The sequence below is a fragment of the Streptomyces sp. NPDC001796 genome, assembly GCF_042892355.1.
In the GTDB taxonomy this organism is placed as follows: Bacteria; Actinomycetota; Actinomycetes; order Streptomycetales; family Streptomycetaceae; genus Streptomyces.
Genome location: NZ_JBIAUC010000002.1, coordinates 690934 through 716388 on the forward strand (window position 1 = coordinate 690934; position 25455 = coordinate 716388).

A 25455-nucleotide genomic window follows, 5' to 3' on the forward strand; every position below is an offset into this window, starting at 1 on the left:
GCCTGCCCTTCAGCCCGCCGTCAGTTCCGTCAGCGGCAGCGTGTGCTGGGTGTGGGCCACCTTCGCGCGCAGATAGCGCACGTTCTGGGCCGTGGTGAAGACGCCCGTGGGGACGCGGTGGGTGACCGTGAGGCCGAGGTCGCGCAGCTGCTGGGCCTTGTCGGGGTTGTTGGAGAGCAGGTCCAGGGCGTCGATGCCGAGCGCGCGAAGCATCTGTGCGGCGGACGTGTAGTCGCGGGCGTCCTCCGGCAGGCCGAGCGCGGCGTTCGCCTCGTAGGTGTCCAGGCCCTGGTCCTGGAGGGCGTAGGCGTCGAGCTTGTTGTAGAGGCCGATGCCGCGGCCCTCCTGGCGCAGGTAGAGCAGGACGCCGCCCTGCTCGGCGATGCGCTCCACCGCCTCCCGCAGCTGGGGGCCGCAGTCGCAGCGGGCCGAGCCGAAGACGTCACCGGTCAGGCACTCGGAGTGCAGCCGCACCAGCGGCGGCCGGCCGGCGGCCGCCTCGCCGAGGACCACGGCCACGTGCTCCTGCCCGTCGGTGAGGCCGTGGAAGGTGACCAGGTCCGCGGTGACCGTGTAGCCGTCGCCGAAGCGGAGCGGGACCGTCACCCGGGTGCGGACGGTGGCGGCCGGAAGCCCGGCACCCGGCAGGTCGGCGCCGGGCAGGTCGGTGACGGGAAGAACGGCACCGGGCAGGTCGTTGACGGGGAGGGGGACGGCCAGGGCGGCTGCGGGCAGCCCCGCCGTGTGCGGGGCGGTCGTGTCCGGGTCGGCTGGGTCACCGGTGTCGCGGGAAGGGGCGGTCTCGTGTGCGTCGCGCATGGCTGTCGTCTTTCTCCTGGCCGACGATGGCGGGTGCGGAGGATGCTTCATGCTTCAGATTTGAAGCACAACCTCGGCCGAGACTCTATCCCTGCTTTAAATTTCAAGCAACCCTTTTTCCCCTGTTGCCTGGGTCGCGGCGGTTGCCTGGGTCACGGCGCGGACGAACGGCGGCGCCACGGCAGCCCGCCGCACGCCGACCGCTCCTCGTCCTGCTGTAGCACCTCCGTGATCCGGGAGCAGATCGCCTCCAACTGGGCCACCTGCTCCTCGGTGAGGTGGTCGAACACGGCCGAACGGACCGTCTCGACATGACCGGGCGCCGTACGTTCCAAGAGCGCCATGCCGTCCTCCGTCAGGATCGCCACGCTGCCGCGCTTGTCGGTCGGGCACCCCTCCCGGCGGACCGTCCCGTCCTTCTCCAGCCGGGTGACCACGTATGTCAGCCGGCTGCGCGTGATCTTCAGTGCCTCGGCGAGATCGGTCATGCGCATACTGCGGTCGGGCGCCTCGGAGAGGTTGGCCAGGACCGAGTAGTACAGGTGCGGCATGCCCGCCTCCTGCTGGAGCTGCCGGTCGATCGCGTCCTCCAGGAGCCACGACGCGGCCAGGTACGCGCGCCAGGCACGCAGTTCCTCGGGGGTGAGCCAGCGGGTCGTCATGCTGGCAGTGTAGTTATTGTTTAAAAGTTGAACCAAGCTGCCTCGTCCGCCGGATCGTCCCGACCCCAGGAGCGCCGCCATGGCCCATCCCTACGTCCTGTTGTCCGCCGCCGTCTCCCTCGACGGCTTCCTGGACGACACCGGGCCCGAACGGCTGCTGCTGTCCGGCCCGGAGGACTTCGACCGGGTCGACGAGGTGCGGGCGGGCAGCGACGCCATCCTCATCGGCGCGGGCACGCTGCGCACCGACAACCCCCGGCTGCTGGTCTACTCGGCCGAGCGGCGCGCGGCCCGCCTCGCCGCCGGTCTGCCGGAGTATCCGCTCAAGGTCACGGTCAGCGCGTCCGGGGACCTCGATCCGGGGGCCCGCTTCTGGCACACGGGCGGCGCGAAGACCGTCTACACGACGGACAAGGGCGCCCGGCGGCTGCGCGGTCTGCTGCCGGCGGACGTGGAGGTGGTCGCGCTCGGGCCGGACGTGGAGTGGCGGGCCGTGCTCGACCACCTCGGGGATGTGAAGGGCGTACGGCGGTTGATGGTCGAGGGCGGCGGGAGCGTGCATACGCGGCTGCTCCAGCAGGGGCTGGCGGACGAGGTGCAGCTCGTGGTGGCGCCGCTGTTCGTGGGGGAGCCGGACGCCCCGCGGATGTTCGGGCACGGCGCGTACCCGCCGGGGCGGATGCGGCTGGTGGAGACGCGCGCGGTCGGGGACGTGGTGCTGATGCGGTACGTGCCCACCGCGCCCGGCACCGGGAGGCTCGCCTCGGCCGCGGACCGGCGGTGGCTGGAGGTGGCCTGCGGGCTGGCGGCCGAGTGCCCGCCGTCGGAGACCGCCTTCAGCGTCGGCGCGGTGGTCGTCGCTGCCGACGGCACGGAACTGGCGCGGGGCCACTCCCGGGAGGGCGGCGACCCCGTCGTCCACGCCGAGGAGGCGGCGCTGGCGAAGCTGGACCCGGCGGATCCGAGGCTGGCCTCCGCGACGGTGTACAGCAGCCTGGAACCGTGCGCCCGCCGCGCGTCCCGGCCGGCGCCCTGCTCCAGGCTGATCATCGAGGCGGGGGTACGACGGGTGGTGACCGCCTGGCGGGAACCGGACACGTTCGTCGCGTCGGCCGACGGGAACGCGGTGCTGGCGGCCGCCGGCGTGGACGTGGTGCTGCTGCCGGAGTACGAGGACCGCGCCAAGGCCCCGAACACCCATCTGCTGCCCCCGGCCGCCCGCTCCTGACGGCCACGAGGGGGATCGAGCGGCTCCGCGTACGGCCGGAAATCGCTGGTGGGGCGGTATGGGGGTGAAACCCGTGCGCTACCTGTCGCGCGCATGGCGTACACTGGGATTACCGACGCGGGGTGGAGCAGCTCGGTAGCTCGCTGGGCTCATAACCCAGAGGTCGCAGGTTCAAATCCTGTCCCCGCTACTGAAGGCCGAGGGCCGGAGTCCGAAAGGGCTCCGGCCCTCGGTGTTTCCCGGCTCTCCTCCACCCACTGGCGGCTACTCCGCCCGGCCCACAGCGGTCGCCCCCCGCCGCCCTTCCGGGAAGCCTGGACGGGTGGTGCAGCAAGCAGGCGAGCGGTGGTCATGGGAGCAGGACGATCCCGACGAGCGGCGTGGGCCCGACGGGCCGGGTGAGGAGAGGGCCGAGGAGCACGAGCGGGCGCGTGGGCGTCTCCCCGCCCGTCACGACCGGTCGGGCGGGCGTCTTGCCGACTGCGGCAACCGGTCCGGCGGGGGTCTCCCCGACCGCCACGACAGCGACGACAGCGACGACCGCCGACCCGGCCGGCTCGTCGGAGCCCCCGAACCGGCCCCACAACCCTCCGAGGCTCCCGGAGCCCCCGCAGTCCCCGTGCCCGACCCCGGCACCCCCGTCCCCGACCCCGGCACCCCCGTCCCCGCCCCCGGCGGGAGGGTCGTTCCGGTGCCGGCGTACGGAGGGGCCGAGGCGGAGGCCGCCACGGAGGCCGAGGAGCGGCGGATCTCGTACGCGCGGGCCTTTCTGCGCGCCCTGCCCGGGCTGCTGATCGTCGCCGGGGTCTGCTTCGACCTCTTCGCCCCGTCCGACTACACGGCCGGCCCCCTCTTCACCGCCGCCCCGCTCGTGGCCGCGCCCCTGTTCTCGTTGCGCGGCACCGTCCTCACCGGCACGGCGGCCGTCGTCGTGGTCTTCGGGGTCCACCTCGGGCTGGGCGTGCTCGGAAAGGCGGGCGAGGTCACCGAGGTGGCCACGGTCGTCACCGTCGCCGCCCTCGCCGTCCTCATCAACGTGCTGGTCCGCCGCAACGTCGCCCGCCTCGCCTCCGCCCGCCAGATCGCCGAGGCCGCGCAGCGTGCGGTGCTGCCCGAGCCCGCCGCCCGGATCGGTGGACTGGACATCGCCGCCCGTTACGAGGCCGCCCAGGCCGACGCGTTCATCGGCGGCGATCTGTACACCGTCCAGGACTCCTCGCACGGGGTACGGCTCGTCGTCGGCGACGTACGCGGCAAGGGCATGGGGGCCGTGACCGCCGTGGCCGTCCTGATCGGCGCCTTCCGGGAGGCCGCCGAACAGGAGCCGACGCTCGAGGCCGTCGCCCAGCGCCTGGAGCGGGCGCTGTCACGCGACCGCGCCGGACGCGAGGGACCCGACGTGTACGAGGGGTTCACCACCGCGGTCCTCGCCGAGATCCCGCACGGCTCGGGCGTCGTCCGCATCGTCAACCGCGGCCACCCCGCCCCGCTGCTCCTGCTCCCGGACGGTTCCCTGCGAGAGCTGGGGGCCCGCGAACCCGCGCTGCCCCTCGGCATGGGCGACCTCGGCGTCCGGCCCGACCGGGCGGAGGAGTGGGACTTCCCGCCCGGCTCGACGCTGCTCTTCTACACCGACGGCGTCTCGGAGGCACGGGACGCGCACGGCCGGTTCTACGACCCGGCCGTCCGCCTCGCCGGACGGGTCTTCCCCGGCCCGGGCGCCCTGCTGAGCACCGTCACGCGCGAGGTCGCCCGGCACACCGGCCGCCGCGGCACGGACGACATGGCCCTGCTGGCCGTGCGCCGACCCGGGCGCCCCCCGAGTGCGGTCACGAAGAGTGAGTGATCCATGCCTCTGCGCATAACAACTGACATACTGTCAATATCCGTGTGGTCGGTGGGGCGGGGGCGACTCGCCCGATTTCCTCCGTTCAGGCCATGAAAGTCCTGGCCAGCGGCATAAACCGATCTGTCTGAACGGCTTGGAATACGGGCCCCGGGTCTATTAACGTTCGATAACGCAGCGCGGTCGTCCCAGCCGTCACCAGAGGCGGCTCCGTGCGCGCCTGCCGAATCCCGCGAGGGAGCCGGGGAACCACCACCTTGGGGTGAATCGAGCGGATACCGCCGTGCCGCACGGCCGGTATACGCGCGTAGGAGACCTTCCTGCTCCGAACCCGTCAGCTAACCCGGTAGGCGAGACGGAAGGAAAGGAGTGCGCCCACGTGGCGTTCAACCGGCCTGCCCCGAGCACCTCGTTCGCCCCGAACGGTAATCAGACGCTGGACGTCGCACCCGGCATCGACGAGGGCCCCTGGGAGGAGTGGAACCCCACCGAGGACTCCATCCGCCCCGTCCGCGGCCGGCACCGCGTCGTCAAACAGCGCGGGGGCGGGCTCGCCCGCAGCTCCACCGTTCTCGGCGTCGGTGTGATGGCCGCCGTCGGCGCGGGCGGCATGGCAACCGCGCAGTCCGGCAAGCCGCCGGTGTCCATCTCCCTGCCGGACCTCTCCTCCGTCACGGAATCCGCCAAGGCGCTCATCGGCGACGACTCCGCCGCCCCCGAGAGTTCGGCCACCGCTCTCAGCAGCGTCGGCCGGACCGACGCCGGTGACACCGCCGACGCCGCCGACTCGAAGGGCGCGGGCGAGGCGCTGCGCGCCCGGATCATGCAGCAGGCCGAGACCCAGCAGGACCGGATCGCGCAGGAGGCGGCGCAGGCGGCCGAGGACGCCGCGGTGAAGAAGGCCGCCGCCGCGGCTGCCAAGGCGCAGGACGACGCGCAGGCCAAGGCCGCCGCTCTGCAGAAGAAGGCGCAGGAGGCCGCGCGGCTCGCAGCGCTCGCCCGGCAGTTCACGCTGCCGACCTCCTCCTACACCCTGACCTCCCACTTCGGTGACGCCGGTGCCATGTGGTCCTCCGGCTTCCACACCGGCCTGGACTTCGCCGCGCCCACCGGCACGCTCATCAAGGCCGTCCACAGCGGCACGATCACGGAGGCGGGCTGGGCCGGCTCGTACGGTTACCGCACGATCCTCACCCTCGACGACGGCACCGAGCTGTGGTTCTGTCACCAGTCGTCGATCAGCGTCACGGTCGGGCAGAAGGTCAGCACGGGAGACGTCATCGGCCGCGTGGGCGCGACCGGCAACGTCACCGGGCCGCATCTGCACCTGGAGGTCCATCCGAACGGCGGCGCCGCGATCGACCCGCTGGCCTGGCTGCGCGGCAAGGGCCTCAACCCCTGACCCACCCTGCGAAGAGCGCGCTGTTTGCAAGATCTTTGCGGGCTTCCCGGAATACGCCCGTCCGGTCCGGACGTTGACACGAAGCATGACTTCTCTTCGCAAACTGGGTTCTTCCGATCTCGAGGTCTTCCCACTGTCCCTCGGCGGCAACGTCTTCGGCTGGACCGCCGACGAGACGCAGTCTTTTGCGGTTCTCGACGCATACGCGGAGGCGGGCGGGAACTTCATCGACACGGCCGATTCGTACTCGGCCTGGGTGCCGGGCAACGAGGGCGGCGAGTCCGAGACCATCATCGGCAAGTGGGTGAAGGCGCGCGGCAACCGCTCCGACGTGGTCATTGCGACCAAGGTCAGCCAGCATCCCGACTACCAGGGGCTGACCGCCGCCAACATCAAGGCCGCGGCCGACGCGTCCCTGCGCCGTCTGGACACCGACCACATCGATCTCTACTACACGCACTTCGACAAGCCGGAGGTGCCGGTCGAGGAGATCATCGGCGCGCTCGACGAGCTGGTGAAGGCGGGCAAGGTGCGCGCCATCGCCGCCTCCAACATCTCCGCCGAGCGCCTGAAGGAGTCCCTGGACTTCTCGGACCGCGAGAACCTCGCGCGCTACGTGGCGCTGCAGCCGCACTACAACCTGGTCTCGCGCGACACCTACGAGGGTGCGCTGCAGGACCTCGCATCCCGTGCGGGGCTCGCGGCGGTTCCCTACTTCGCGCTCGCGTCGGGCTTCCTGACCGGCAAGTACCGGCCGGGTACGACCGTGGAGTCGGCGCGTGCGGAGGGCGCGGCCAAGCACCTGGCGACCGAGCGCGGACAGCGCGTCCTGACGGCCCTGGACGAGGTCGCCGAGGCCCGGGGCGCCGAGATCCCGACGGTGGCGCTCGCCTGGCTGGCGGCCCAGCCGACGGTCGCGGCTCCGATCGCCTCGGCGCGGACGGTGGAGCAGCTGCCGGCGCTGCTGGCGGTGGCGGACCTGACGCTGACGGACGAGGACGTGGCGAAGCTGACGGAGGCGTCGGCGTAGGGCCTGTCTTTCGGATCAGCCGTCCAGGCGGCGGAATCCGGCGGTGCCGAGCCCGCGTAACTCCTAGGAGCGATAGGGGTTGTGTCCGGGATACGGCGCCGCCGGACCGTACTGCGGCGTCGCGGAGCCGTACTGCGCCGCCACCGGGCCGTACTGCGGCGCCACCGGGCCGTACTGCGGCATCGCGGAGCCGTACTGCGCGTACTGCTGCGTCCCCTGGAAGGGCACGTGCCCGTAGCCCGGCCACATCGGCGGAGCCACCGGAGCCGTCGCCCGTGCCGCATACGCCAGTGCCGGCCGCGCCACCTCCCGGCGGGCCCACAGTTCGGTCAGCAACTCCTGTTCCCGTACGACGAAATCGGCGCCCACCCGGCCCCGGCGCCCCCGGTGGCGCAGAAACGCCAGGGACGTCGCGTACGCCTCGTACCGCGCGACCGACCGCGCCGCGTCCTTCCCGAAATGCTGCCTCGCGTACTCGCGGGCCAGCCGCCGCGCCCGCATCGAACCGAGGACGAAGGGCTCCACCGGCCCCATCCACCCGGCGACCACGTACGCGGGCAGCTCCTCCCGCACCGTCCGCAGCTCCCGTTGCCGCGTCCAGATGACCAGCCAGGTCAGCAGCCCGAACGCGGGCACCATGAACGACGCGTACACCGCGAAGAAGCCGTACTGGCCGAACGTGGACGACCCGTTCCACATGGAGTGCATGCCCATCGCGAGCAGCAGCCCGCCGAGCGGCGTCAGCACCCGCCGGACGTGCTGGCGTTCCGCGGACAGCGCGGCGATGCCGAAGCCGATGCCGGTGAGCACGGTGAACAGCGGGTGCGCGAAGGGCGACATCACCACGCGGACGAAGAAGGTCGCGGCCGTGACGGACGCCAGCCCGCTTCCCCCGCTCATCTGGTCGGTGCCGAACGCCGTTCCCAGGTAGAGGATGTTCTCGGTGAAGGCGAAGCCGGTGGCGGTGACGCCCGCTATCACCACTCCGTCGACGATCCCGGTGAAGTCCCGTCTGCGGAAGAGGAAGACGAGCAGCACGGCCGCGGCCTTCGCGGACTCCTCCACGATCGGTGCTATCACGGTCGCGCCGAGCGTGTCGGCGCTGTGCGGATCGGCGGTCGCGGTGGCTATCCACCGGGTGGCGAAACTGTTGGCGACGATCGCGATGAGCGCGGCGGCGCACGCGCCCCAGGCGAAGGCGAAGATCAGGTTCCGCCAGGGTCCGGGCGCCACCCGGTCCAGCCAGCGGAAGGCCGCGATGAGCAGCGGCACGGGCAGGACCGCGAGGCCCAGCCCGACCAGAAAGCCCTCGGTCCCGGTCTGCTGCCGTACGAGGGCCAGGATGACGAGCCCGGAGAGCGCGAGGAGCGTGATCAGCGCCCCGTACCGCACCCACCGCCTCTGCCACCAGTGCGGGTGCCCGAACGAGCCGCCGGCGGCGTCACCGCCCGGGTGAGTCGGGTACGAGGGAAAGGTGGCCACGGCATCGACCCTAACGAGACGGGGGCGCCGTCCGCGACGGTGTCCAACGGACGCGCGGACGCTCAGTCTTCGGCGGTGGGCTGGTCGCGGTGCTGTACGCGCCGGAAGAGCAGGTCGTTCACGAGATGACCCTTGTCCAGACCCTGCCCCTCGAAACGGGTCAGCGGCCGGAAGTCGGGGCGTGGCGCGTACCCGCCGCCGGGCTGGGTGTTCTCGAACCCCGGGTGCGCGGTGAACACCTCCAGCATCTGCTCGGCGTACGGCTCCCAGTCCGTGGCGCAGTGCACCAGCGCGCCCGGCTTGAGACGGCTCGCGGCGAGCGTGAGGAAGTCGGGCTGGATGAGCCGCCGCTTGTGGTGGCGCTTCTTGGGCCAGGGGTCGGGGAAGTAGACGCGCAGCCCGTTGAGGGAGTCGGGGGCGAGCATCTCGCGGAGCAGGATGATCGCATCGCCGTTGCCGACGCGGATGTTGGTCATTCCGCCCCGGTCGGCGAGGGCCAGCAGGTTGCCCTGGCCGGGGGTGTGCACGTCGACGGCGAGGATGTTGGTGTCCGGGTCGGCGGCGGCCATCTCCGCGGTGGCCTCGCCCATGCCGAATCCGATCTCCAGCACGACGGGGCGGCCGTTCCCGAACAGCTCGGCGAGGTCGATGACCCGCTGTCCGTCGATGTCCAGCCCCCACTTGGGCCACAGCCGCTGGAGCGCGTCCGCCTGTCCGGCCGTCACCCGGCTCCGCCGCGGCTGGAAGCTGCGGATCCGCCGCTCGAAGTGCGAGCCGGCGGGATCGGCCTTGGGCCCGTCGGGAAACCGGGGCTCCCCCTTGGCCCGGGTGTGCCGATTGGAGACCCCGGCACCACGACCGGAGCCGCCACCACGGTTGACCTGGGAATCTTCGGGAGCGAAGTTGAGGGAATCAGACACAGTGGGATCAATTTTAGAGGCAGGGCAGCTGTTACCGGCCCGTCCGGGGGGCTGGCGGTGGAGCCCCCGGGGAAGGGCAGGGACGCCGGTGGCGATTCCGACCTGACGGCCCCGGCCCACGGCCGGCTCACCGCCCCAGCACCACCAACGTCCGCCGCGCCACCTCCCGCCCGATCGCCAGCGAAGCGGTAGCCGCAGGGGACGGCGCGTTCAGTACGTGCACCGCCCGCGCCCCCTCCCGGATCAGAAAGTCGTCCACCAGCGTCCCGTCCCGCAGCACCGCCTGCGCCCGCACCCCGGACGGGGCCCGCACGAGGTCGTCCTCCCGCACCGCGGGCAGCAGCCTCCGCACGGCCTCGGTGAACGCCCCCTTCGACACCGACCGGCGCAGCTCCCCCGCCCCGTACCGCCAGTGCCGCCGCGCGATCCGCCACGACCCCGGCCACGCCACCGTCGCGCCCAGCTCCCGAGGACGTACGACGCCCCAGCCGTACCCCTCGCGGGCCAGCGCCGGCACCGCGTTCGGCCCGATGTGCACCTCTCCGTCGATCCCGCGGGTCAGATGCACCCCGAGGAACGGGAACGCCGGATCCGGCACCGGATACACCAGCCCCCGCACCAGCTCGGGCCGGCGCAGTGCGTAGTACTCGCCCCGGAACGGCACGATCCGCACCTCGGGGTCGTCCCCGGTCAGCCGGGCCACCTCGTCGCAGTGCAGCCCGGCGCAGTTGACCAGCACACGCGCGCGGAGCACCGCCCCGTCACCCGTGCGTACGGCGACCCCCAGCGAGGCGCGCCGGTCGATCCGGACCACCTCCGCCCCGTACCGGATCTCCGCGCCGGAGGCCTCCCCGAGCTGCCGGGCGACCGCCACGAAGTCGCAGATCCCGGTGGTGCCCACATGGATGGCCGCCAGACCCCGCACCTCCGGCTCGTACTCCGCTATCTGGGCGGCGCCCAGCTCACGTACCGGAATGCCGTTCTCCCGGCCGCGCTGCACCAGCGCGTGCAGGCGCGGCAGCTCGTCCCTCTCGGTCGCGACGATCAGCTTTCCGGTGACGGCGTGCGCGATGCCGTACTCCGCGCAGAACTTGACCATCTCGGCGGCACCCTCGACCGCGTACCGCGCCTTCAGCGAGTCGGGTCGGTAGTAGATCCCGCTGTGGATGACCCCGCTGTTGCGCCCCGTCTGGTGGCGGGCCGGGCCGGCCTCCTTCTCCAGGACGGTCACCCGCGTGCCCGGCGCGGCACGCGTGATCGCATAGGCCGTCGAAAGACCGACGATTCCGCCACCGATCACCAGCACGTCGCAGTCGTAGGCGATCTCCCGCACCTGCTCCACCTCCCGGTTTCGATAGTGCACTGCGCCACTGACAATGCCTTCAAACCCGGGGGAGCGCCCTGCGGCCGCCTCGTCAGACCGGAGCCATCAGCAGCGGCCGCGCCCGCTCCCGCAGCTCCGCCACGCGCGGTTCGTCACCGTAGGGCTCCAGCCGGTGCAGCAGGTCCCGCACGTACTCGGTGGTGCGCGCCGACGATATGCGCCCGGCGATCTCCACCGCCCGCACGCCCTGCTCGCACGCCGCGTCCAGGTTGCCCGACTCCAGCTCGGCGACCGCCGACACCACCAGGCGCAGCCCGTGCGAGCGCACGTACTCCTCACCGGGCCGCGACAGCGCCTGTTCGGTGAAGCGGCGGACCTGGCGCGGGGCCTTCAGGTCGCGGTAGCACTCGGCGGCGTCGGCCGCGAAGCGGTCGTAGGAGTAGAAGCCGAGCCAGGACGGGTCGTTGTCGCCGTCGCGGGCCCGCTCCAGCCAGCCCTCGGCGGCTTTCAGGGCCGCGCCGGCCGCCTGGGCGTCACCGGCGCGCGCGTGCGCGCGTGCCTCGACCAGGCGGAAGAAGCTCATGGTGCGGGCGGTGGCCAGGCCGCGGTTGCGCTCCAGGGCGGCCTGGGCGAGGTCGACGCCCTCGTCGCCGAAACCGCGGTAGGTCGCCTGCAGCGACATGGAGGCAAGGACGTAGCCCCCGAGGGGCACGTCGGCCGCCGCGCGCGCGAGGCGCAGCGCCTGGATGTAGTAGCGCTGGGCGGCCTCCTGCTGGCCGGTGTCGAAGGCCATCCAGCCCGCCAGCCGGGTCAGCTCGGCCGCCGCGCCGAACAGCGCCCTGCCGACCTCGTCGGAGTACGACCCGAGCAGCAGCGGCGCCGCCTCCACCCTCAGGCACTCCGGCACCATCGACGACCGCCAGTCGCCGCCCCCGTACTTGGAGTCCCAGCGCCTCGCGTCCTCCGCGGCCTCGCGGAGCTTCCGGACGTCGCTGTGGCCGACCTTGATCGGTGCTCCGGACCCGTCGCCCGGGGCGGGGTCGCGTGCCACCGAGCTGTCGGCCGGTGTTATCAGCCAGCGGGAAGCAGGCGTCGCGTAAGCGCTCACTGCGAACGATCCGGCCAGCGACTGCCAGATGCCGCCGCTGCCGGCTCGGCGCCCGGCGAGGTCGAGGCGGTAGAGCTCCGTCGCCGACCTCACCGCCTGTCCTACGTCCCGGGGGAAGGCGAGGCCCACTTCCGGTGCGGGATCCGCGTCCGCCAGACCGATCTCGTGGAGCGGTACGGGGCGGCCGAGCTTCTGGCCGATGGCCGCGGCGATCAGGTGCGGCGCGGCGCCCTGCGGCACCATGCCCTTCGACACCCAGCGCGCCACCGAGGTCTTGTCGTAGCGAAGTGTCAACCCGCGCTGGGCGCCAAGATCGTTGACGCGCCGGGCGAGTCCTGCGTTGCTGATTCCCGCGAGGGCGAGAACGGCGCCGAGCTTTTCGTTCGGCCCGCGTTGCTCCCTGGACATGCGCCACCCCTCGACACAGACGGCTGCCGCGGCGGTGGCATAACCGCGCGGCATTCGTAAACCCAGCGTAGTTCGCCGCATCCCATGCGTTAAGGGGCGTAAATCCGGTTGGCGGGATTGTGGTCCGTACTTATGTACGGAGTGTCGCCATGTGCTCCCGCTGTGTGGCCGTGCGCCCGTCCGTGCGCTCTTCTCCGGCCACCGCGGGGCCGGTTCCATGGGCCGTGCGTGGGTCGGCCCGCTGTACTGGATCCAGTGGGCTGGGGGACACCGCCGCCTACATCCCCGCGGGCGGCGGACCGGTCCGGGAGGCGAACTCCGCCTCCCGGACCGTGCGTTGCCCAGGGTCTGTACGGAGCGTGCCCAAGCCTGGCCGCCCGCAGCCGATTTGGCCGAAAACCGATGGTGGATTTCGACCGTCATCAAGGCCCCGACCACGACTCTTGAGGGCGCGAACGGCGTTTTCGGGGAGCATTACGGGGGCGCATTCACGTCGCTGTTTCCTTCGTACTGTCTCCGACGGCCGCGGGTCGTACGGGAGTTCACCGGCTCGAGGACCGCTCTCCAAGGGCGCGTCACGGGGCGCACGAGCTGTGGCTTGCACCCTCCGGGGCGCATTCTTCGTGGCAGCATGGAGCCGTTCGTACGGTGCACTGGTTGTCCACAGCCTGTGGAGGCGTCGATGCGGTGGTTGGTGGGATGGAGCAGCACCGCCGCGGGGGCCGCCGGGCCCGGCTCCGCAGGCGCCACCGGATACGACGGCGAGACCGTGCACCCGGTCGGCTCCCAACTCCTGTGGGGCGACCCCGACCCGCTGTGGGCGGTCGGCGACTGGCGCCCCGACGAGGTGCGCGTCGTGAAGGCCGACGCGCGGACCCGGATCGCGGTCCTGGGCACCTGCGGCGCATCCGACGAGCAGCTGCGCGTCGCACTGTTCGCCGCCCGGGGCGGGGCGCTGCGCCATCTGACCGCCTGGTCCGGCAGCTACACCGCCGTGGTCCAGGTCGGCCGCAGGACCACCGTGTGCGGCGACCTCGCGGGCGCCCGGCCGGTGTTCTACACCCCCTGGGCCGGCGGCACGGCCTACGCGACCGCCGCGCTGCCGCTCGCCGACCTCATCGAGGCCAACCTGGACTTCGGGCACCTGGCGGCCCTGCTCGCCGCCCCCGACGTACCGGCAGCGCTGCACGACTCCACCCCGTACGACGGCGTACGACGCATCCCGCCGGGGCACGCGCTGATCCTGCGCGCCGGGGCCCGGGAGATCGCCGGGTACGAGCCGGTCGCCTCCCTCGCCGTCGCGGCGCCCCCGGCGGACCCGGCCGACGCGGTGGACGCGGTGCGCGACGCCCTGGTCGACGCCGTACGCGCGCGTCTGTCGGCGCCCCGGCACGTCCCGAGCACGGACCTCGACCCGGGGCCCGTGCCCGGCATGGGACCCGCGGAACGCCGTGCCGCGCGCGGAATGCCGGTCCCCGGCATCGGCGCCGACCTGTCCGGGGGCCCCGCCTCCGGCACCCTGGCCCTCCTGGCGGCCGGACTGCCGGGCATGCCCGGCACGATCCTCGGGCACGGCACCGGCGCCGGCGAACGCCTGCTCGCCGTCACCTTCAACGACCTCGCCGTCAGGGGCCGCGAGGCCGAACTGGAGCGGGCCGGCACGCTCGCGGCCAACCCCCGGCTGCACCACGTGGTGGTCACCGGCGGCGAGGAAGTGCTCCCCTACGCCGATCTGGAGGGCCCGCTGACGGACGAACCGGGCCCCTCCCTGGTGACGGCGCCCCGGCACCGCGCCCGTCTCGCGTCCGGCAGCGCGGACCACTTCACCGGCTACGGCGCCCGGCAGGTCCTCGACGCGCACCCGGCCCGGCTCGCCGACCTGCTGATGGACCGCAAGCGCCGCCACCTGGTGCGGCCCATGGCCGCGCTCGCGAAGGCGGACGGCTCGGTGATGGTCCCCGCGCGCGTGTACAGCGCGGCCCGCAAGCTGTCCCGCACGCCGTACCGCGCGGGCGTCGACGCACTCGCCGACCGGCTGATGCGGCGGCGGTTCGAGGAGCCCGGGGGTGCCGTGGGCGCGTCGCTCGCCGCGCTCACCTGGGCGAGACCCGGGCCGGCGGCACGCTGGCTGACCGGTGAGGCGCTGGCTGAAGTATCGGTTCGCCTCCAAGGGGCCGCGGGCCGGCCGGACGCGGGCCCGGGGCAGCGTCCCGGCGACCACCGCGCGCGTGCCGCACTGGCGAGGCACGCCACCGACCTCCGCGTCCTGGAACAGGCCGCCGAGATCCGCTCCCAGCGGCTGCACGCCCCCTTCCTGGACAACCAGGTCGTCCGCGCCTGCCGCGCGCTTCCCGAGACGCTGCGGGTGCAGCCGGGGGCACGGGCGGCCATCCTGCGCGCGGTCCTGGAGGGCGCGGGCGTCGGCGGCCTGCCGCCCGGCTGGGGCGCCCCCTCCCACGGCTCCTCGGCGGCCGCGACCCGCGCGGGCCTCAGGCTCGCCGCGAACTCCCTCGTCGACCTCTTCGCCGCCCCCCTGCTGGCGGAGGCGGGCCTGGTGGAGGCCAGAGTGGTCCGCAAGGCGGTACGAGCGGCGGCCGACGGCACCCCCCTCCCCCTCGACGGCCTGGCGGACCTGGTCTCCCTGGAACTCTGGCTCCGCCGCCTCCTGTCCCGCCGAGGCACCTGCTGGACGGGAACCCCGGCAAGGGCCCGCGCGGTACCGGCGGGGATCTCGGCCCGGGGGAGGGCGTTGGGGGCCGGGGCGTAAGGGCACGGCGCGCACCAAAACCCGTGCCCCGCCCCCCAACCCCCCGCGACAATGACCCGGTGCGGTACAGAATCCTGGGCACGGCCCAAGCAGAGGACGACCAAGGAACCTCCGTCCCCCTGGGCGGCCCCCGCCTCCGCGCCCTGCTCACCGCCCTCGCCCTACGCCCGGGCCGCACCACCACCCCGCAGACCCTGATCGACGAGATCTGGCCGGACGACCCCCCGCTCGACGCCCCCGCCGCACTCCAGGCCCTCGTCGCCCGCCTGCGCCGCACCCTCGGCCGGACCGCCGTCGCCTCCGTCCCCGGTGGCTACCGCCTCGACGCCGGCCGTGACTCCGTCGACCTGTTCGTCTTCGAGGATCTCGTCCAGCGCGGCACCGCCGCCCTCGCCGACGGCGACCCGCACGCCGCCGCCCGCGATCTGCGCACGGCCCTCGCCCTGTGGCACGGCCCCGCCCTCGCCGACCTCCCCGACCGCACCGCCGCCGCCCGCCCCGAGGCCCTGCGCCTGACGGCGACCCGCGCCCGCGTCGAGGCCGACCTGCGCCTGGGCCGCGCCCCCGACGTCGTACCGGAGCTGACGGAACTGACGACGGCGCACCCCTACGACGAACCCCTCCACGCCCTTCTCATCCGCGCGCTGCGCGCCACGGGCCGCGGCGCCGACGCCCTCGCGGCCTACGAACGCGCCCGCCGGGCCCTGGCGGACGGCCTGGGCACCGACCCCGGCCCGGAACTGAAGTCCCTGCACGCCGAGCTGCTGTCCCCGCAGACCTCCCAGGAGACATCCGCTCATTCCTCCGCGCCGCCCACCCCCCGGACCTCCGGGCCGGGCTCCCCGCAGCCTCCCACCCCGCTGAAGCCGCCGACGGCCCCCCGTACCGGCAACCTACGCCGCCGCCTGAACTCCTTCGTCGGCCGGGAACTCGAACTCGAGGCCATCCGCTCGGACCTGCACCGGGCCCGCCTGGTCACCCTCACCGGACCGGGCGGCTCCGGGAAGACCCGTCTCGCCGAGGAGGCCGCCTCCGGGCTGCCGCAGGCGTGGCTGGCCGAGCTGGCCCCGCTGGATCGGCCGGAGGCGGTCCCCGCCGCGGTGGTCAGTGCCCTCGGGCTGCGGGAGACGGCGCTGATCACCAACGAGCTGGCGATGCCGCAGGACGATCCGGTCGCCCTGCTGATCGAGTACTGCGCCCCGCGCAGCGAACTCCTGATCCTCGACAATTGCGAGCATGTGATCGACGCGGCGGCCGAGCTGGCCGAGACGCTGCTCACGCACTGCCCGGGCCTCACGATCCTCGCCACCAGCCGTGAACCCCTGGGCGTACCCGGCGAGTCGGTCCGCCCCGTGGAGCCGCTGCCGCCCGACCCCGCGCACCGCCTCTTCCTCGAGCGCGCGGCGGCCGCGCGCCCCGGCCCGCACACCGTCCACGACCCGGAGGCCGTCGACGAGATCTGCCGCCGTCTCGACGGCCTGCCCCTGGCCATCGAGCTGGCCGCCGCCCGCCTGCGGCTGCTGACCCCCCGCCAGATCGCCGACCGCCTCGACGACCGATTCCGCCTCCTCACCTCCGGAAGCCGCACGGTGCTGCCCCGCCAGCAGACCCTGCGCGCGGTCGTCGACTGGTCCTGGGACCTGCTCGACGAGCGGGAGCGCACGGTGCTGCGCGAGGTCTCGGTATTCGCCGGCGGCTGGGACCTCGCCGCCGCCGAGGCCGTGTGCACCGGCCCCGTCGCCGACCTGATCGGGGCGCTCGTCGACAAGTCCCTGGTCGTCGCGGCCCCGGGCGACGGGGACGGCGGTACGGGCATGCGCTACCGCATGCTCGAGACGATCCACGAGTACGCCACCGAGCGCGCCGCCGAGGCCCCCGAGCTGCGCACCGCCGCCGAGCGCAGGCACCGGGCGTGGGTGCGGGCGCTCGTCGAGGAAGCCGAACCGGAGCTGCGCTCCGCAGAGCAACTGCCGTGGATCCGCCGTCTGGAGACGGAACTCGACAACATCCGTGCCGCGCTGTACCGCGCCATCGCCTCCGGTGACGAGGCGGAAGCCGGCGCGATCGCGCTGGCCACGGGATGGTTCTGGTGGCTGCGGAACTTCCGGTGGGAGGGCACGGAATGGACGGAGCGGGTGCTGCGCCTGGGAGCGGCTCTGGATGCCGGTGCCACGGCCGGCTCCCCACCGTGGCCGGCGTCGGCGGCGGTGACCAGGCGCCCCTCCACCGATGTCCTCGAGGAGCTCGCCGCGGTCGACCACGTCGAAGCCTTCCTCGCCCGCCCAGCCGCCGAGGAGGGACACCCCCTGCGCGCCCTGCGGATGAATCTGCGGATGCTGCACCTGTTCCTCGTCGCGGAATCACGGCCGGCGGAGTCGATACGGGACGAACGGACCCGGCGGTACACCGCCCGGGTCCGGGCGGCCTTCGAGCGGGGCGGCCCGGAAGCGGCCCGGTTTCCCGGCATCCTCTGGGCGCTGACCGTTTTCCACCTGGGCGAGCCGTACGACGTCCTGCACGCCATGGACGCCATCGTCGCCAACTGCCGCCGCTACGGCGGTGACTGGGAGATCGGCGTGGCCCTCATGTTTCGCGCGCACATGCTCGTCGACTCCTCGGGGGGTCTGCGCGACGTGGACGGCGACCTGGCCGAACTGCGCACGCTCAGCCGTCGTGTCGGCGACCGCTGGATGCGCGCCCAGGTGTCCAGCGCGGTCGGGGAGGCGGCGATGGGGCGCGGCTCCTTCGCGGAGGCGAAGGGCGAGTACGAGGAGGCACTGCGGCTCGCCCACGAGGTGGGGGCCTACGCGGAGTCCCCGTTCCTGCTCGCCCGGCTCGGCGAGATCGCCTACCGGGAGGGCAAGCGCGCGGACGCGCAGGCGGCGCTGGACGAGGCGAGCGACGCCGCCGACCGGTACGGGGTGCACGACGCCCGCGGGTATGTGAGCCTGCTGCGCGCGCAGATGGCGCTGGACGACGGGGAGACCCTCCGGGCGCGCGCCTTGTGCGAGAACGCGCGGATGGAGACCGCCCGGAACACGCCGCCGCCGCAGTTCATCGCCGCGCTGAACGGCATCGACGCGCTCGTCACCATCGCCGAGTCCGGCCCGTGCCACGGACTGCCCAAGCTCGCCGAGGCCCTGCGCCATGCGGTGGACAGCAGGTGCGCGGAGTCGGTGACGGCCGGGCTCGTGGACATCGCGGCGAGGGCCCTGGTCGCCCTGGGCGAGCATGCCCGCGCGGTCCGTCTGCTCGCGGCGGCCGACGGGTGGCGCCCGCCGAACGCGGTACGCCCCGGGCCGGATCGCGTCGAGGCGGAGCGGACCGAGGCGGCCGCGCTGAAGGCGCTCGGGCGGGCCCGGTTCGACGCGGAGCGGGCGAGGGGCACGGAGCTCACCCCGGACGACGTGCTGGGAGAGCTGGCGGGGGCCTCCGCGGACCACCCCGCCCAGTGAGTCGGCGGACCGCCCCCCGGTGAGCCGGGGAAGGCAGGGCGGCCTGCCGGCAGGTGACCAGCCTCCGCCCAGTCCGCGAGCGCCACCGGGTCCCTGGGGGCCCCGGCGGCGCGCCGCGGTGGTCCTGCCTCGACGGCGCCTGGCGGCAGGCCGGGCTCACACCGGACGGGACCGCAGGCCCTCCAGGAGGATGTCCAGCAGCCGCGCCGAGGCCGCCGCCTGCTGAGCGGCGTCCGGCAGCGAGGGCGCCGCCGTGGCGATCACCAGCAGCACGTCCGACACGGTGACGTCCGGCCGCAGTTCACCCGCCGCACGTGCCCGCTCCACGAGCTGCCCGACGACCTCCAGCAGCGTCGCCGCTCCCGCGTCGTCCGCCTCCGGCGCCGGCCGCTGCTCCACGAGCCGCAGGTCGGCGCCCGACTCGGACCGCTGCTGCGGCACCCGGGCTCCGTCCAGCGACCCGGCCTCGGCCCCCTCCGTGCCCTCCTCGGCGACCCCCACCCGCAGCACGTGCGGCGGCAGCAGCCTTCCCGCGCCCGACGCCACCGATGTGCGCAGGAAGCGCGAGAGCGCCGACCACGGTTCGTCCTCCTGACCGAGCGCCGCCCTGGCCTGCTCGGTCAGCCGGGAGGTCTCCTCCTCGGCTATCCGCCGCACCAGGACGTCCTTGCTCGGGAAGCGCCGGTACACGGTGCCGACGCCGACCCGCGCGCGCCGCGCCACGTCCTCCATCGGCGCGCCGTACCCCAGCTCGCCGAAGACCTCGCGTGCCGCGCGCAGTACGTGCTCCAGGTTGCGCTGTGCGTCCACACGCAGCGGCGTCGTCCGCGCAGCATCCCCGCGTCCGTTGTCCACCGCCGCGCTCACCGTGCCCGCCGCCGCGACGGCGGAAGCGGACGACCAATGAGAGTCCTGAATGTGCATGTGTGTTCCCCCGGTCCTGACGTCTCCCCCCGGAGACTCTCCCCGCTATCGGAAACCGGAGCGTACGGAACAGGCGTCGTACGTGACCGGGCCCGCCCGTCGCGGACCCGTGAGCGCATCCCCCCTACACCCCGTCAAGAGACGAACATAGTTGAGCGGGAGTCAATTCAGAAGGGGCGCGTTCCGGGCGGGTCGCCCCCCGATCGGAGTACGGGTCGGATTCGCCCCCTTTGCACTTTCCGTAGCAACCGCTCACACCCTAGCTGACCTGCGGTGATTCCCCGTACTCCGGTGATTCGGCCAACCCTGGTCCACCCGTCCGTCCCGTCACACAATTTGCCGGGCCTGTGGACAAATTCGGGCGCCGGGTGCCTCATGGGAAGGTGACGGCTGCATTCCACCGGGCGACGCCCCCCGAACACCCGAAGTGTGTGCGCATCCTCATCGTCGGCGGCGGCTACGTCGGCCTGTACACGGCGCTGCGCCTGCAACGGAAGCTGAAGGCGGAACTCCGCCGTGGCGAGGCGGAGATCGTGGTGGTCTCGCCCGACCCGTACATGACCTATCAGCCGTTCCTGCCGGAGGCGGCCGCCGGCGCCATCTCGCCGCGCCACGTGGTGGTCCCGCTGCGCCGCGTCCTCGCGGACTGCCACGTCCTCATCGGCGAGGCCACGGCCATCGACCACGCCAAGCGGATCGCCACCATCTCGACGCTCGCCGGCGAGGAGACCGGGCAGACGGAACAGATCGCGTACGACGAACTCTGCCTCGCACCCGGCTCGATCTCACGCACCCTCCCCATCCCCGGTCTCGCCGACCACGGCATCGGCTTCAAGACCGTGGAGGAGGCCATCGGCCTGCGCAACCACGTCATCGAGCAGATGGACATCGCCTCCTCCACCCGCGATCCCGCGATCCGCGACGCGGCCCTCACCTTCGTGTTCGTCGGCGGCGGCTTCGCCGGCGTGGAGGCGCTCGGCGAGCTGGAGGACATGGCCCGCTACGCCGCCCGCTACTACCACAACGTCAAGCCCGAGGACATGCGGTGGATCCTCGTGGAGGCCTCCGACCGCATCCTCCCCGAGGTCGGCGAGGAGATGGGCCGCTACACCGTCACCGAGCTGCGCCGCCGCAACATCGACGTACGCCTCGAGACCCGCCTGGAGTCCTGCGCCGACCGGGTCGCCGTCCTCTCCGACGGCTCCCGCTTCCCGACCCGCACGGTCGTGTGGACCGCCGGCGTGAAACCGCACCCGATCCTCGCCGCGACCGACCTGCCGCTGAACGAGCGCGGGCGCCTGAAGTGCACCCCGCAGCTGACCGTGGACGGCGTCACGCACGCGTGGAGCGCGGGAGACGCGGCCGCCGTCCCCGACGTCACCGCCGAGCCCGGCCGGGAGACGGCCCCCAACGCCCAGCACGCGCTGCGCCAGGCCAAGGTGCTCGGCGACAACATCGTGCACGCGCTGCGCGACGAGCCCCTGGAGACGTACGCGCACAAATACGTCGGTTCGGTGGCCTCCCTGGGACTGCACAAGGGTGTCGCCCACGTCTACGGGCGCAAGCTGAAGGGCTGGCCCGCGTGGTTCATGCACCGCACGTACCACCTCAGCAGGGTGCCCACCTTCAACCGCAAGGCGCGCGTACTTGCCGAATGGACGCTGGCAGGCCTCTTCAAGAGGGAGATCGTGTCGCTCGGTTCACTCGAACATCCCCGTGCGGAGTTCGAACTGGCCGCCGGTGGAAAGCATTCTTCAGACCCGAAGGGGTCGAACTGAGCGGACCCAGGAACTCCGCCGGAAACACCGACGTCTGACGGATGTCGGTCCGGTCGGCCAGACTGGTCCACGACCTGGGCGGGCCGACCCTCGCCCTGACGCACCCACAGGCTTTCCCCACAGCGCCGCACCCCCGGGGACTGGCCCCCGGACCCCCGCCCGGATCCGGAGCCGGCCGGAGACGACAACGACGAGGCAAGGAATCGGTGAACTTCACGCGCTGGAGCGCCCGGCTCCCCGGAACGCAGCGCCGCGCCGCAGCGCGGACCGACCACGCGGTCTCACCGGACCGGCGGGACGGCTCCGTGCCCCTGGCCCGCGCCGAGCGGATCACCGACGACACGCCGAGCATGCCCGCCCTCGACGAACTGCCGGCGCGGGAGGTGCTCGACCGCATCCCTGCGCTGGTCGCCCTCGTGCAGGGCCCCGACCACCGCGTCGCCTACGTGAACGACGCCTACACGACGGCCTTCGGCGCCCGCCCGGTCGGTGAACCGGCGCGCGAGGCGCTGCCCGAACTGGAGGCACTGGGCCTCCTCCCGCTCCTCGACCAGGTGCTGCGCAGCTCCAAGCCGCGCACGGTCAAGTCCCGCAAGGCGCCCGGCGGCCGTTCGTACACCTTCACCTGCACCCCGGTGGACGCACCCGACGACAGGTCCCGGGGCGTGCTCGTCTTCGCGGCCGACGTCACCGACCACGCCGACGCCGCCGAACGGCTGCGCGCCAGCGAGCGCGAGCAGCGCCGCACCGCGGTGACCCTCCAGCGCTCCCTGCTGCCCCAGGAACTCGAGCAACCCGACGACCTGCGCATCGCCGCCACCTATCATCCCGGCGGCACCGAGGCCGCGGTCGGCGGCGACTGGTACGACGTGATCACTCTCGGCGGCGGCCGTACCGCGCTGGTGATCGGCGACGTCATGGGCAGGGGCGTCCGCGCGGCGGCGGTGATGGGCCAGCTGCGGACGGCCGTGCGCGCGTACGCCCGCCTGGACCTGCCCCCGCACGAGGTCCTCCAGCTCCTCGACGGCCTCGCCGCGGAGATCGACGCCAACCAGATCGCGACCTGCGTCTACGCCGTCCACGACCCGAACGAGGGCCGGCTGGTGTACGCCTCGGCCGGCCACCTCCCGATCCTGGTCCGCGACGAGAGCGGCAACGTCCTGCGCGCCGACGAACCCACCGGCCCGCCCCTCGGCACGGGCGGCTGGATGCACGCCTCCGGCTCGGTGCCGCTGGGACCGGGGTCCACCGCCGTCCTCTACACCGACGGCCTGGTGGAACGCCGCGACGCCGACCTGGACGAGGGCATCGCGGCCCTGGAGGGTGCGCTCGCCGGCGCCACGGGCACACCCCAGGTGATCTGTGACCGCCTGCTCCGTTCGGCGGGTGTCACGGCGGGCCACGACGACGACGTGGCGGTCCTGGTCCTCCAGCACCCGGCGCGGACGGGACCGGACGGCGAGCTGTTCCGCAACGCCGCGCTGGAGTTGCTGGGCGGTGTCGAGGCGGCGCCACGCGCGCGTGCGTTCGCCTCCGGGGTGCTGACGAGCTGGCGGTTCCCGGCGGACCTGCACGATCACGGGGTCCTGGCGGCGAGCGAACTGGTCGCCAACTCGCTGCAGCACGGCACACCACCCATGCGGCTGCGTCTGCGCCGTACGGACCGCCGCCTGATCATCGAGGTCACGGACGGCGACGATCACCTCCCGAGGCGCCGCCGCGCGGAACCCGCGGACGAGGCGGGCCGGGGCATCGCGATCGTGGCGGCGATCGCGTCGAGCTGGGGGTCACGGAGGACGCCCGGGGGTGGCAAGGCGGTGTGGTGCGAGTTCGCACTGCCGAAGGCCGACGGCTGACGGCTGAGCTTCCCGGGGCGGGGCGCTCAGGTGCGCGCCGACGCCGGCTCCGCCGACGCACTCCCCTGCGCCACCACCCGGCTCCTGCCCAGCGACGGCCGGTTCTGCGCCGGCGTCAGCAGCCGCCCGAGCCGCACCGCCAGCACGGTGATGCCCAGCGAGCACAGCAGGAACGTCACGACGTAGGGCCCCGGCAGGGCCGCCGCGAGGGGACCACCCACCGCCGGCCCCACCGCCAGCGCCAACTGCTTCACCAGGGCGAACACCGAGTTGTACTGCCCCGCCATCCCCGTCGGCGCCAAGTCCGCCACCAGCGGCGCGACCGTCGGCGACAGCATCGCCTCACCCAGTCCGAACAGCGCGTAGGTCGACACGAACGCGGCCGTCGCCATCTCCCGGCTGCCGTGACCCAGCCCCGCGTATCCCGCGACAGCCCACGCCACGGCCCAGATCAGCCCCACGGCCGCGATCACCCGCGACCGCCTGCGCCGCTCCACGAACTTCAGCACCGCGAACTGCGCCACCACGATCGTCGCCGTGTTCGCCGCCAGTGCCGTACCCAGCGCGGACGTCGAGATCCCGGCCGCCTCCACGCCGTAGGCGCTCAGCCCCGACTCGAACTGTCCGTAGCACGCGAAGAACAGCACGAAGCCCAGCACGCAGAGCTGCACCATGGCCCGGTTCCCCAGCAGCTGCCGCCAGCTCGCCCCGCCGCCCCGCGGCGCCGTCTCCTCGATCCTGGGCGCCCGCGGCATCCGCACCGTCGCCATGACCACGACGAGCAGCAGGAACATCGCCGCCTCGATCGCGAACAACAGGGTGAAGGACGCAGCCCGCGACACGTCGACGAGGTGCCCGCCGATCAGCCCACCGACCCCGAGCCCCAGGTTCTGCAGGAAGAACTGCACCGCGAAGGCCCGCGACCGTGTCTCCGCAACCGAGCAGTCCACGATCATCGTGGCCAGCGCCGGTTGCATCACCGCCTGCCCGGCGCCGAGGAGCGCCGCCGACAGCAGCACGCTCACCGCGCCGGCCGCGACGCCCAGGCTCAGCGAGCCCACCGCGGCCATCACGAGGGCGGCGACCAGCACCGGAAGCGGGCCCCGCCGGACGATGGCCCGCCCGGCGAACGGCAGCACGACCAGCGCGGACACAGCGAAGACGGCGAGTACGAGACCCGCCGTCACAGCACCGAGATCCCGCACCTGCGCCACGTAGACGTACAGATAGGGGACGGTGAAGCCGAGGCCGAACGCGCTGAGTGCGTTACCCACGTGGATCCGGCGCATCGCTGCGCCCATCGCCCTGGTCACTTTCACCTTCCTTGAGAAGCGGGCCGCTGAGCCAGAGGTCTTACCTCTGAAGCGGTTAGCCCTGAAGACTTCGAAGCTAAATTTCGAAGAGTTGAACAGTACACCTTCAAGGAGTTCAACGCCAAGCGGTCGCGTGTCATACTGCGCCCATGGGCGACACCCCCGGCGTGAGCGAGCCGACCCTCGACGAACAGATCGCCGCCTACCAGCGCGAGTTCCAGGACCTGGACCCGCAGGTGGAGAAGATCGTCTCGGCACTGTCCCGGCTCAACCGCCGCATGAACGTCGCCTACGGCCGCCAGACCGCCGCACTCGGCATCAGCAACACCGACTGGGAGGTCCTCAAGGCCCTCGTTCTCTCCGGCGCCCCCTACCGCATGGGCCCGAGCGACCTCGCCAAGCGACTCGGCCTGACACCGGCCGCGATGACCCACCGCATCGACCGCATGGTCGGCGAGGGCCTCGTCACCCGGGAGCGCGACGAGGCCAACCGCGTCCGCGTCATCGTCGAGCTGACCGACGAAGGCCGTGAGAAGTGGCTGGAGGCGATGCGCCTCGCCTCCGGGTTCGAGGAAGACCTCCTCCAGGACCTCTCGCCCGAGGAACGCACGGTTCTGGGTGACGTGCTGACGCGCCTGCTGCGCCGGGTGGAAGACGCGCAGCCGGACGCCGGCGGCCGCCTCACCGACCTGGACTGACGAACCCGCAGGTTTGACGCAGCGCCAGGCTGGGGAGACTTGACAGTCCACCCCCCGATCCGTAAAGTTCTTCGGGTTGCCACGGGGCCGTAACGGTTCTGCGGCAGCACCTCCCGCCGCAGCAGCGGCAACAAACCACTCAGCACGATCTCCCGACCGGGTCAATTTCGGCGTGCCCGAAATTCGATTCCATTGGGTACGGCAACCCCGATCCACTCGATTGGGAATCGCCGGAGAGATCCGCTAGAGTCGGAGACGTCGGAACGGCCCAAGGGCCGCGATGACAAGCCCGGTTGACTGGGCGTCAGGCCCCGAAGGGAACTGAGGGAATCTGATAGATGTCGACAAAGCCGGAAGGCCGAAAGGCCGGAAAGCACCGAGGAAATCGGATCGGAAAGATCTGATAGAGTCGGAAACACCGAAGGGAAGCGCCCG

Annotated in this window: 17 protein-coding genes, 1 tRNA gene and 1 riboswitch; of the genes, 10 read left to right on the top strand and 8 right to left on the bottom strand. The window is 72.9% G+C overall.

All coding sequences use genetic code 11. The features are described 5' to 3' along the window. Positions 1-9: 9 nt before the first annotated feature. Positions 10-819 carry a GTP cyclohydrolase II gene (gene ribA / locus ACFYZE_RS06655; protein WP_388989461.1) on the bottom strand — a complete coding sequence of 270 codons (810 nt, stop codon included), beginning with the start codon at positions 817-819 and terminating at the stop codon, positions 10-12. A gap of 152 nt (positions 820-971) precedes the next feature. Beyond that, complete coding sequence (locus ACFYZE_RS06660) at positions 972-1481, bottom strand: MarR family winged helix-turn-helix transcriptional regulator (RefSeq protein WP_388989464.1); 510 nt, start codon at positions 1479-1481, stop codon at positions 972-974. Positions 1482-1560: 79 nt separating this feature from the next. Between ACFYZE_RS06660 and ACFYZE_RS06665 the strand changes: the two genes are divergently transcribed. The 5 genes from ACFYZE_RS06665 (at position 1561) to ACFYZE_RS06685 (ending at position 6987) form a co-directional block, all read left to right on the top strand. Beyond that, positions 1561-2709: a dihydrofolate reductase family protein gene (locus ACFYZE_RS06665; RefSeq protein WP_388989467.1), complete on the top strand. Its 1149-nt coding sequence runs from the start codon at positions 1561-1563 to the stop codon at positions 2707-2709. A 116-nt stretch (positions 2710-2825) separates the two neighbouring features. Further along, positions 2826-2899, top strand: a tRNA-Met gene (locus tag ACFYZE_RS06670). A gap of 429 nt (positions 2900-3328) precedes the next feature. Continuing rightward, positions 3329-4555, top strand: coding sequence for a PP2C family protein-serine/threonine phosphatase (locus tag ACFYZE_RS06675; RefSeq protein ID WP_388989570.1), 1227 nt, complete (start codon positions 3329-3331; stop codon positions 4553-4555). A gap of 211 nt (positions 4556-4766) precedes the next feature. After that, positions 4767-4923, top strand: a riboswitch (cyclic di-AMP (ydaO/yuaA leader). 11 nt (positions 4924-4934) lie between these two features. Continuing rightward, a complete protein-coding gene (locus ACFYZE_RS06680) occupies positions 4935-5957 on the top strand; it encodes a M23 family metallopeptidase (protein WP_388989470.1) in 1023 nt (340 codons plus the stop codon). A gap of 85 nt (positions 5958-6042) precedes the next feature. After that, positions 6043-6987, top strand: coding sequence for an aldo/keto reductase (locus ACFYZE_RS06685; RefSeq protein WP_388989473.1), 945 nt, complete (start codon positions 6043-6045; stop codon positions 6985-6987). A gap of 63 nt (positions 6988-7050) precedes the next feature. Here ACFYZE_RS06685 and ACFYZE_RS06690 read toward each other — a convergent pair whose 3' ends face one another. The 4 genes from ACFYZE_RS06690 to ACFYZE_RS06705 form a co-directional block, all read right to left on the bottom strand. Continuing rightward, positions 7051-8469: a PrsW family intramembrane metalloprotease gene (locus ACFYZE_RS06690; RefSeq protein ID WP_388989475.1), complete on the bottom strand. Its 1419-nt coding sequence runs from the start codon at positions 8467-8469 to the stop codon at positions 7051-7053. A 62-nt stretch (positions 8470-8531) separates the two neighbouring features. Further along, a complete protein-coding gene (gene trmB, locus ACFYZE_RS06695) occupies positions 8532-9389 on the bottom strand; it encodes a tRNA (guanosine(46)-N7)-methyltransferase TrmB (RefSeq protein WP_388989478.1) in 858 nt (285 codons plus the stop codon). Positions 9390-9516: 127 nt separating this feature from the next. After that, entirely contained in the window at positions 9517-10752 is a 1236-nt protein-coding gene (gene lhgO / locus ACFYZE_RS06700; RefSeq protein ID WP_388989481.1) for an L-2-hydroxyglutarate oxidase, read from the bottom strand. A gap of 52 nt (positions 10753-10804) precedes the next feature. Continuing rightward, positions 10805-12229 (bottom strand): MFS transporter, encoded by a 1425-nt coding sequence (locus ACFYZE_RS06705; protein WP_103840391.1) that lies wholly within the window; start codon positions 12227-12229, stop codon positions 10805-10807. Positions 12230-12911: 682 nt separating this feature from the next. Here ACFYZE_RS06705 and ACFYZE_RS06710 point away from each other — a divergent pair. Continuing rightward, positions 12912-14996 carry an asparagine synthase-related protein gene (locus ACFYZE_RS06710; RefSeq protein ID WP_388989484.1) on the top strand — a complete coding sequence of 695 codons (2085 nt, stop codon included), beginning with the start codon at positions 12912-12914 and terminating at the stop codon, positions 14994-14996. Between the two features lie 59 nt (positions 14997-15055). Next, the gene (locus tag ACFYZE_RS06715) at positions 15056-18451 is read left to right on the top strand and encodes a BTAD domain-containing putative transcriptional regulator (protein WP_388989487.1); all 3396 of its coding nucleotides are present in this window, start codon (positions 15056-15058) and stop codon (positions 18449-18451) included. Positions 18452-18607: 156 nt separating this feature from the next. Here ACFYZE_RS06715 and ACFYZE_RS06720 read toward each other — a convergent pair whose 3' ends face one another. Beyond that, the gene (locus ACFYZE_RS06720; protein WP_388989490.1) at positions 18608-19375 is read right to left on the bottom strand and encodes a TetR/AcrR family transcriptional regulator; all 768 of its coding nucleotides are present in this window, start codon (positions 19373-19375) and stop codon (positions 18608-18610) included. Between the two features lie 383 nt (positions 19376-19758). Here ACFYZE_RS06720 and ACFYZE_RS06725 point away from each other — a divergent pair, with 383 nt between their 5' ends. Together ACFYZE_RS06725 and ACFYZE_RS06730 are read left to right on the top strand one after the other, a co-directional pair. Next, positions 19759-21153 carry an NAD(P)/FAD-dependent oxidoreductase gene (locus ACFYZE_RS06725; RefSeq protein ID WP_388989493.1) on the top strand — a complete coding sequence of 465 codons (1395 nt, stop codon included), beginning with the start codon at positions 19759-19761 and terminating at the stop codon, positions 21151-21153. A gap of 206 nt (positions 21154-21359) precedes the next feature. Further along, entirely contained in the window at positions 21360-23009 is a 1650-nt protein-coding gene (locus ACFYZE_RS06730; RefSeq protein WP_388989496.1) for a SpoIIE family protein phosphatase, read from the top strand. A gap of 26 nt (positions 23010-23035) precedes the next feature. Here the strand turns inward: ACFYZE_RS06730 and ACFYZE_RS06735 are convergent, their stop codons facing one another. Further along, positions 23036-24310 (bottom strand): MFS transporter, encoded by a 1275-nt coding sequence (locus tag ACFYZE_RS06735; protein WP_388989573.1) that lies wholly within the window; start codon positions 24308-24310, stop codon positions 23036-23038. 161 nt (positions 24311-24471) lie between these two features. Here ACFYZE_RS06735 and ACFYZE_RS06740 point away from each other — a divergent pair, with 161 nt between their 5' ends. Further along, positions 24472-25020, top strand: coding sequence for a MarR family winged helix-turn-helix transcriptional regulator (locus tag ACFYZE_RS06740; RefSeq protein ID WP_388989498.1), 549 nt, complete (start codon positions 24472-24474; stop codon positions 25018-25020). Positions 25021-25455: the final 435 nt, after the last annotated feature.